The sequence below is a fragment of the Delftia sp. CH05 genome, from assembly GCF_009827015.1.
Taxonomy (GTDB): Bacteria; Pseudomonadota; Gammaproteobacteria; order Burkholderiales; family Burkholderiaceae_C; genus Comamonas; species Comamonas tsuruhatensis.
Window position 1 is genome coordinate 22,123 of record NZ_WUMG01000065.1, and the last position, 7,495, is coordinate 29,617.

Annotated in this window: 8 protein-coding genes; 6 read left to right on the forward strand and 2 right to left on the reverse strand. The window is 68.2% G+C overall.

The features are described from left to right. Window positions 1-58: 58 nt before the first annotated feature. From GRX31_RS28440 to GRX31_RS28450, 3 genes are all read left to right on the forward strand, one after another. Window positions 59-2,227: a TonB-dependent siderophore receptor gene (locus tag GRX31_RS28440; RefSeq protein WP_160855925.1), complete on the forward strand. Its 2,169-nt coding sequence runs from the start codon at window positions 59-61 to the stop codon at window positions 2,225-2,227. 94 nt (window positions 2,228-2,321) lie between these two features. Further along, window positions 2,322-3,464: a PepSY-associated TM helix domain-containing protein gene (locus tag GRX31_RS28445; protein WP_074923646.1), complete on the forward strand. Its 1,143-nt coding sequence runs from the start codon at window positions 2,322-2,324 to the stop codon at window positions 3,462-3,464. Beyond that, window positions 3,461-3,658, forward strand: a complete 198-nt coding sequence (locus GRX31_RS28450; RefSeq protein ID WP_074923645.1) for a hypothetical protein — start codon at window positions 3,461-3,463, stop codon at window positions 3,656-3,658. Before GRX31_RS28445 ends, GRX31_RS28450 begins: the two co-directional genes overlap by 4 nt. A 24-nt stretch (window positions 3,659-3,682) precedes the next feature. Here GRX31_RS28450 and GRX31_RS28455 read toward each other — a convergent pair whose 3' ends face one another. Continuing rightward, entirely contained in the window at window positions 3,683-4,483 is an 801-nt protein-coding gene (locus GRX31_RS28455; protein WP_160855927.1) for a response regulator, read from the reverse strand. Beyond that, window positions 4,480-5,130: a response regulator gene (locus GRX31_RS28460; RefSeq protein ID WP_160855929.1), complete on the reverse strand. Its 651-nt coding sequence runs from the start codon at window positions 5,128-5,130 to the stop codon at window positions 4,480-4,482. Before GRX31_RS28460 ends, GRX31_RS28455 begins: the two co-directional genes overlap by 4 nt. A gap of 113 nt (window positions 5,131-5,243) precedes the next feature. On the opposite strand from GRX31_RS28460, the gene GRX31_RS28465 reads away from it, so the two are divergent. The 3 genes from GRX31_RS28465 to GRX31_RS28470 form a co-directional block, all read left to right on the forward strand. Then, window positions 5,244-5,615, forward strand: a complete 372-nt coding sequence (locus GRX31_RS28465; RefSeq protein ID WP_017407052.1) for a response regulator transcription factor — start codon at window positions 5,244-5,246, stop codon at window positions 5,613-5,615. Next, window positions 5,615-5,785, forward strand: coding sequence for a hypothetical protein (locus GRX31_RS30690; RefSeq protein ID WP_202396752.1), 171 nt, complete (start codon window positions 5,615-5,617; stop codon window positions 5,783-5,785). Before GRX31_RS28465 ends, GRX31_RS30690 begins: the two co-directional genes overlap by 1 nt. Window positions 5,786-5,800: 15 nt before the next feature. Next, window positions 5,801-7,495, forward strand: a 1,695-nt coding sequence (locus GRX31_RS28470) for a PAS domain-containing protein (protein WP_160855931.1), incomplete at its 3' end; no start/stop codon positions are given.

A 7,495-nucleotide genomic window follows, 5' to 3' on the forward strand; every position in this document is an offset into this window, starting at 1 on the left:
ACGGCCGGCCTGCCCTCCTTCCCCGGCTTTTTCTTCACGGTTTTTCCAACCTTTGCACATGACTGCCATGACGCACCACAGCACTCCTGCGGACTTCCGCTTCGCTCCCCATCCCCTCACGCGCCTGATCCGCCAATGCCTGGGCGCCGGCCTGGCCCTGGCCGCCGTGGGCGTGGCGGCCCAGACGGCCGAGGGCCCGGCCCTCAAGGAGGTGACGGTGAGCGACCAGGCCGAGGCCATCGGCGGACTGCAAAAGACCTATGCCGGCGGCCAGATCGCGCGCGGCGGCGACCTGGGCATCCTGGGCAAGACCGACCAGATGAACGTGCCCTTCAGCACGACCAACTACACCTCGGAGCTGATCGAGAACCAGCAGGCGCTGACCATCGCCGACGTGGTGATGAACGACGCCTCGGTGCGCACCCTGCAGGCGCGCGGCGGCTATGGCGATGACTTCCAGGTGCGGGGCTTTTCCCTGTCCATGCGCGATGTGTCGGTGAACGGCCTGTACGGCCTGTCGCCCTCCACGCGCCTGCCGCTGGAGGTGATCGAGCGCGTGGAAGTGCTCAAGGGCCCCGGCTCGCTGACCAATGGCGTGGGCCCCAGCGGCAGCATCGGCGGCAGCATCAACGTGGTGACCAAGCGCGCGGGCGACGTGCCGCTGAACCGCCTGACCGCCACCTACATGGGCAAGGCCCAGTTCGGCACCCACCTGGACGTGGGCCGCCGCTTTGGCGAAGACAACCAGTGGGGCGTGCGCGTGAATGGCGTGTGGCGCAACGGCGAAGGCAATATCGACGGCGGCCGCCAGCGCCTGGGCCTGGCCTCGGTGGGCCTGGACTACGAAGGCCAGGGCCTGCGCTGGTCGCTGGACGCGCTGACCACCAGCGGCAAGACCACGGAATTCCGCCCGCAAAGCGCCTTCCTGGCCGGCATCACCCAGGTGCCCGCCGTGCCCGACAGTCGCATCAACTTCAACCCGGGCACGGAGCTGCTGGACAAGGCCAAGACCGTGATCTCGCGCGTGGAATACGACATCAACGCCAACACCTCCGTCTACGGCGGCGTGGGCTACAGCGATGTGTCCAGCGACCAGAGCTTCCCCACGGCCGTGCAGCGCATCGACTCGCTGGGCAACTTCACGGTGCGCAACGGCTTCTACGACGAGTTCAACAAGACCACCTCGGCCGACGTGGGCCTGCGCACGCGCTTCAAGACCGGCGCCATCGGCCACACCGTGGTGGCAGCGGCCAACTACATGGACCGCGAGAGCGGCTACTTCTACCAGCTGACCACCGAAGCCGTCCCCTCCAACATCTACAACCCGTCGCCCCTGCCTGCCATCGACTTCGTGCGCGGCGCGCCCACCAAGAACGCCGAGCTGACGCAGCACAGCCTGGCGCTGGCCGACACCATGGCGCTGTTCAGCGACCGCCTGCTGGTGACCGTGGGCCTGCGCGACCAGACCATCGACCAGAAGAACGCCAGCGGCACCACGCTGTACAAGGCCAGCGCCGTGACGCCGCTGGCCGGCGTGGTGTTCAAGCCGCAGAACCATGTCTCGGTCTACGCCAACTACACGGCGGGCCTGTCTGCAGGCGGCACGGCCGGGCCCAACACGGCCAATGCCGGCCAGGTGTTCGCGCCGCAGAAGTCCAAGCAGTACGAGGTCGGCGTGAAGGTGGACTGGGGCCGCATGACCACGCAGGCCGCGCTCTACCAGATCCAGCGCCCGGGCTCCATGACGGACCCGGTGACCAATGTCTACAGCTTCGGCGGCGAGACGCGCAACCGCGGCCTGGAGCTGACCGCCTACGGCGAGATCCACAAGGGCCTGCGCCTGCTGGCCAGCGCGGCCTTCAACAACGCCAGGCTCTCGCGCACGGCAGGCGGCGTGAACCAGGGCAACGATGCCAACGGCGTGCCCGATCGCACCTTCAACCTGGGCCTGGACTGGGATACGCCCTGGGTGGAGGGCCTGAGCCTGAACGGCCGCGTGATCCACACCTCGTCCATGTACTACGACGCGGCCAACATCCTGCGCATGCCCGGCTGGACACGCCTGGACCTGGGCGCACGCCTGCGCACCCACGTGGCCGGCAAGCCGGTGGTGCTGCGCGCCAGCCTGGAGAACGTCAGCAACAAGAGCTACTGGGTGACTGCCGCCGGCTACACCACCACGGGCGCGCCGCGCACGCTGATGCTGTCGGCACAAGTGGACTTCTAAGCCCCCGGCAACCGCCCCGCCCCCCGGCATGGCGCCGGGGGCGCGGTGATGGCGGGGGCCGCAGGCCCCCTTCTGTCAGAGAAAAAAACACCCCATGCAAAGCCACACGATCAAAACCTGGGCCTGGTTGCACAAATGGAGCAGCCTGGTCTGCACCGTCTTCATGCTGCTGCTGTGCCTGACCGGCCTTCCGCTGATCTTCCACCACGAAATCGGCCACCTGCTGGGCACCGAGGTGGAGGCCCCGCCCATGCCCCAGGGCACGCCCCATGCCAGCCTGGACAAGGTGCTGGAGGTGGCCCGTGCCCAGCACCCGGACCGCGTGGTGCAGTTCGTCTCCAAGTCCGACGACACCGACGACCTCTGGTTCGTCACCATGACGCCCACGCCGGCGCCCACGGACGATTTCCGCTCCGTGGTCATCGATGCGCGCACGGCAGAGCTGCTGGCCCAGCCGCGCTTCGACCAGGGCTTCATGTGGGTCATGTTCAAGCTGCACGTGGACCTGTTCGCGGGGCTGCCGGGCAAGCTGTTCCTGGGCTTCATGGGGCTGCTGCTGCTGATCGCCATCGTCAGCGGCGTGGTGCTGTACGCGCCCTTCATGCGCAAGCTCGATTTCGGCACCGTGCGCCGCACGCGCCAGCCCCGCCTGAAGTGGCTGGACCTGCACAACCTGCTGGGCATCGTCACCCTGGTGTGGCTGTTCGTGGTGGGCGCCACCGGCATGATCAATACCTGGGCCGACCTGCTGATCAAGTACTGGCAGCATGACCAGCTCAGCAGCGTGCTGGCGCCCTACCAGGGCCAGGACACGGTGCCGGTGGCGGAGCGCGCCTCGCTGCAGCAATCGCTGCAGGCCGCCCAGCAGCAGGTGCCAGGCACCAGGCTGTACTTCATCGCCTTCCCCGGCACCACGTTCTCCAGCCCGCACCACCACACATTCTTCCTGCGCGGCAACGAGCCCCTGACCTCGCGCCTGTTCCTGCCCGTGCTGGTGGACGCCAGGACCGCCCAGGTCACGGCCGCGCCCGCCCTGCCCTGGTATCTGACGGCGCTGCTGGTGTCCCAGCCGCTGCACTTCGGCGACTACGGCGGGCGGGCCATGCAGATCCTCTGGGCGCTGCTGGACATCGCCAGCATCATCGTGCTGGGCACCGGCCTGTACCTGTGGATCAACAAGGGCAAGAGCGTGCCGGCCCCGCAGCCCGCGCCGCGCGGCAAGGAGATCACGGCATGAGCGGCGCGCAACACCGGGGCTTTCTCGCTCTCTGGGGCTGGCCCATCGCGCTGGGCGTGCTGACGGCCATCGGCCTGGTCTCGGCCCTGTTCAGCGACGGCGGCCTTGGCGACATGCTGGCCGGAGTCTGCCTGGCCGTTCCCACGGCGGCAGGGATCTGGCATGGATGGCTGCGGCGCAGGCCGCCGGGCTGAAGCCGGGGCAGGCCGGCACGGCGCTCAGTCGCGCCGGTCGCGCTGGCCTGCGCTTTCCAGCAGCTGCTGCAAGGCTGCGCCCAGTGGCCGCCAGACATCGGTGACACCGGCCCAGTCGCCGGCCAGGCAGGCCTGCTCCAGGCTCCTGGTCAGTCCGCTGGCCCGCTCCTGTCCCAGCAGGCGCAACACGCTCTGCAGGCTGTGCGCCTGCCTGCGCAGGGCCATGGCGTTCTGCTCCGCGATAAGGACCTCCATCCGGGCGATATCGTCGGGCAAGTGTGCAAGGCAGATGTCACGGTAGCTGTGGAACAGGCCTGCGTCGCCACCAAAGAAATTGGCGATGGCGAGCGCGTCCGACGGCGCCTCCGGTTGCACATCCGGTCGCACATCCGGCTGCGCATCGGCGCCCTCGCCCGTCCCGGCCTCCTGCCTGGGAGGGGGAGGCGGCGCATGCTGCTGGAGCACCGACTCCACGCAGTCCACCAGTTGCGCCACCGACACCGGCTTGAGCAGCACGCGCCACACCTTCAACTGCTCCAGCTGCAGCGCAACATCGGCCCGCACGCCCGCACTGAAGACCACGGCGCAGCAGCCCGCCTGCGGCGAGCGGCGCAGCCACTCGATCAGCTCCACGCCGGAGGCGCCGGGCAGCATCAGATCGGTGATCAGCAGGGCAAAGGGCTGGGTTTGCAGCAGTTGCTGGGCCTGCTCCGCACTCGTGCAGGACACCAGCGTGAGCGGCAGGCCCTCCAGCGCCAGCGCAACGAACCGCGCAATCGAGGCATCGTCCTCGACCAGCAGGACCGCGGGAAGGGGCGCGTTCACGCCGCCGGCCCGCCCAGCAGCCCGCCCAGCGCTTCGGGCAGTTCCTGCACCAGCTGGGGCTTGTGGATCACGCGCACGCCGCCCAATGCGAAGGCATAGGCCTCGCGCTCTGACGCCTCCAGCGAGGTGACCACCAGCAGCTTGCAGCGCGCGAACTGCTCATGGGTGCGCAAGGTGGTGATCAGTGCGGCGCCGTCGATGTCGGGCAGCAGGATGTCCACCAGCAGCACATCGGGCTGGATCTGGCCGTACAGCGCCATGCCCGTGATCCCGTCGTTCGCCACATGCAGCTGGACGTCGGGAAAGTGACGCTGCACCAGCATGCGCACCAGATTCTGGAAGTGCACGGAGTCCTCGATCAGCAGCACCCGCTGCCCGGTGCCCGAACCCGCCTGGGCAAGGGCCGGCGCCTGTGCCACCGCTGGTGCGCCGGGCACCCCGGGCGCTGCGCGCTCGCCCTGCCTGCTGCGCCAGCGCTCCACGGAAGCGCGCGTAATGCGGCGATGGCCTCCGGGCGTCTTCCAGGCCTCCAGCTCGCCGCGATCGACCATGAGCTGGACCGATCGCACGGCCATGCCCAGCAGCTTTGCCACCTCGGCAGTCGTGTAGTGCGGAATTTGGCCTGATGGGGTGCTGTTCTCGGACATGGCAGCAATTTTGCATCAAATACGATTGAAAAATTCAATATAAATTTGATGAATTTGATATTTATGATTTAACCTCACGCAGCCCCCTTCAACTGCGTTGTGAAAGGTCCGCCATGAAGAAGATACTGATCGTCGAAGACCAGGCCGACATCCGCAAACTGCTGCGCATGACGCTGGAGTCCGGCGCCTACGAGGTCATGGAGGTGCCCACCGCCGACGAAGCCTGGGCCGTGGCCCAGCGCAACAAGCCCGATATCGTGCTGCTGGACATGATGATGCCCGGCACGCTGGACGGCCTGGAGGTGTGCTGTCGCATCAAGACCTCCTACGATCTGCGGCATACCCTGGTGGTGCTGCTCACCGCCCGGGACAGCGCAGAGGACCGCGAGGCGGGCTTCAATGCGGGCGCCGACGAATACCTGGTCAAGCCCTTCAGCCCGACCCGGCTGCTGCAGATCCTGGCCAGCCTTGAAAGGAGCGACTGATGATGATGCGCGCACGGGAGACCGGCCGCGTGGACCTGTCCATGACAGACGGCCCGTCCAGCCGCAGGCTGGCGGACGGCTGGCACTGGATGCAGGCGTTCGCGCCGGCCCGGCCCGTTCCTGTGCCGCACGACGGGTTGACCGCCATCGTCGCGCCCCGGAATTTCTGATGGAGCATCTTCATCATGTCTGATCGAGCTACCGCGCATCATTTCCTGGGTGCCGGACGCAGCGCCCACATCAAGGCACTGGTGCTGACCTTTGCCCTGTGCGTGCTTGCCGGGCTGGTGCTCTTCGTCTGGAGCCAGCTGCACGCCGAGGCCGACCAGAGCAAGTCCCAGGCCGCACTGCTGGCGCGCGTGCTGGAGGACCAGACGGCCAAGACCTTCGAGAACACCGAAATGGCCCTGTCCAGCCTGGCGCACCACCCCGCCATCCTGGCCGCCGGCAGCACGCGCAGCACGCGCGAGGCCGCCATGGCCCAGCTGATCGCCCAGCTGCCCTACCTGCGCAGCATGGCCCTGCTCGACGACAAGGGACTGATCCTGGCCAGCACCCAGGCGGGCGAGGCCGGCCAGCAGATCGACATGCAGGAGCTGCTGCACGACAAGAGCGCCGTCGTCGTGCCCGGCAAGCCCCTGCTGGGCCGGCTGGTGCCCGGCCGTGGCCTGTCGGCCCTGGCGCCCCGCGCGCACCCGTCGCCGCGCGGCGTGTCGTTTCTGCCGCAGCTGCTGGGCTTTCACCAGGACAACGGCATGCCCGCCGTGCTGGTGGCCCTGATCAACCCCGACGCCGTGGCCAACTTCTACCAGGCCACGCTGGAGATCCTCAGCTACGAGGCCGTGCTGCTGACCTACGACGGCCGGCCGCTGGCCAGCACCAATGCGGGCACGGGCGTGCAGGCGACCGCCGTGCTGCAGACACCGCTGTTCCGGCAGTGGCTGCCGCACAGCGAATTCGGCTCCTACATCGGCGCGGGCATGCTCGGCTCCCATGAGATCGTGTCGTTTCGCACCGTGCGCAACTGGCCCCTGCTGCTGGTGGTGGAGGAGCCCTACGCAGCCCTGGTGGCGCGCTGGAGGGATGACGCCTTCGCCTTCTTCGTGGCCGGCGTGGCCCTGCTGGCCCTGGTGCTGGGCCTGAGCTGGTCGGTGCTCAAGACGCGCAGGGAGCAGAAGACGGCACAGCAGGCCATGGAGCAGGCCCAGGCGCGCCTGGCGCGCAGCGAGCACGAGATGGCCGTGCTCATGCGCAGCGTGCAGGAGCTGATCTTTCGCACCGACAGCGAGGGTCTGCTGACCTTCGTGAACGCACGCTGGGAACAGCTGACCGGCCAGCCCAGCTCCGAGGCCGTAGGGCAGCCGCTGGAGAACATCGTGGACGGCCCGTACCGCGCGCAGATCCAGGCCCTGCTCGATCCCCTGGCCCGGCTGGCGCCGCGCAACTGCCAGGCCATGTTCCAGCTGCCGGGCCACCGGGAAATACTCTGCGACATCGCCGTCGTCCCCCTGCTGCGCGACGGCCGGCTCGTGGGCTTCGCGGGCAGCGCCGTGGACGTGACGGCCCGCTGGAAGGCGCAGCAGGAACTGCAGACCCAGCTGGCCTTCCAGCACCTGCTGTTCGAGACCACGCCCCTGCCCATGCTGGTCACCGACGCGGACCACCGCGTGGTACTGGTCAACAAGGCCTGGGAGGACTTCTTCGGCCGCGGCCGCTATGCCGTGCTCGGCCACGAGATCAAGGGCCTGCACTCGCGCGACGATGCCCTGCTGCAGATACGCAGCAACCAGGTCGTGATGCGCTCGGGCCAGCGCATGGTGCTGGAGGCCCGGCTGCCCCACATGGACGGCAGCTACCGCGACGTGCAGATCTCCAAGGCG